Origin of the sequence: Campylobacter concisus (assembly GCF_902460545.1) — a bacterium.
GTDB classification, from domain to species: Bacteria; Campylobacterota; Campylobacteria; order Campylobacterales; family Campylobacteraceae; genus Campylobacter_A; species Campylobacter_A concisus_AE.
The window spans coordinates 81,478-82,687 of sequence record NZ_CABPUE010000006.1 but is presented as its reverse complement, the minus strand read 5'-3'; the positions used below and the strand labels follow the sequence as shown (position 1 = coordinate 82,687).

Here is a 1,210-nt window from a genome sequence, read left to right as displayed (position 1 = left end):
TTGTTAAAATTTTCTAAACCTATAAACTCAATTATTTTATTTACATAGACTTCAGAAGTTTTAGCTTTTTTACTAGTTTGGTTTTCATAATATATCCAGCGAGTATAGTATTTTTTACCATTTGAGAGGGTTTGAGGGAATTTTTGATCCATGATTTCTAGGTCAGATCTTTTAAAATTCCTTTTATTATTTTTAAAGAAATCGTCCATATAATCGCTTCTTTCTTTTTCTCTTCTCTCTATCTCATCAACAAATTTCTCATCAAATATATATACTCCACCATATTGTTTAGCTAATTTTTCTAGTTCAGAGTTACTTATCTTTTTATTTGCTTGATTAGCTGAGCAAGCTATTAAGAATATACTTGTTAGAAGTAAGAGTGTTATAGCTAGAAATTTCATTGATTATCCTTTTATGTTTGAAATTTTAGTTTGGATATTTTATTGTTATTGTATTTATAATATTATTAATTTATTATGTGCTGTTTGGGGTTTATTAAAATTTATTATGCAGATAAAAATTTATTTCAAGTATTTTTATAGCTTACTTCATTTATCACAAAGCTCATCAAGTCCATTTCTTTCATTCTCAAATACATTATGAAGCATTGCATAACTTGCATCAGCTATATCAATATAGTCTTTAAAGCAATTTATTAGCTCTTTATTTGATTTTTTAGTTTGCACTTACTTGTCCTTGTTTGCTTTTATGAATTTGTTGTTTGTTAGAATGAATTTGTTTCCACCGCTTATATTTACATATCTATTTTGTTTAAAGCTAAATCCTCTTCCTTCGTCACCAAATAATCCATAATCTGTTTTTACAATATAGTAATCAACTGTCATATCTATTACTTCGATATTGCCTTCTTTATCTATACAAAAATAACCTAGATCAAAACCTGGTTTATATTTGTTGTAATTATCTATACCTATAAAATTTATAACCTTTTCTTTATATTCTATTGGGATTTTTATTTTCTTTTTGGTTTGGTTTTCATAGTCTGTTGAATTTTCATAATATCTTTTACCATTTGAGAGGGTTTGATCCATTTTTGGATTATCGTAAAACTCTGTTTTTAAAATTTCTCTCATTTTTTGATTTCTTTCATTTTTATTAGGTATTGTTTTTATTCTCTCTAAAATTTCTTTTCTTTTACTTTCTCTTATTTGTTCTTGTCTCTCTATCTCATCAACAAATTTTTGATTAA

At 25.2% G+C, this 1,210-nt stretch carries 2 protein-coding genes and 1 pseudogene; all 3 read right to left on the bottom strand.

The genetic code is table 11. The annotated features are described in order from the left end of the window. Positions 1–401: pseudogene (locus FZ949_RS09290) on the bottom strand (tRNA 2-selenouridine synthase); the annotation flags it as partial. A gap of 147 nt (positions 402–548) precedes the next feature. After that, entirely contained in the window at positions 549–686 is a 138-nt protein-coding gene (locus FZ949_RS05235; RefSeq protein ID WP_148790205.1) for a diadenosine tetraphosphate hydrolase, read from the bottom strand. Further along, positions 687–1,210 (bottom strand): hypothetical protein (locus FZ949_RS05230; protein WP_187424712.1); only part of this gene is annotated, 524 nt, incomplete at its 5' end.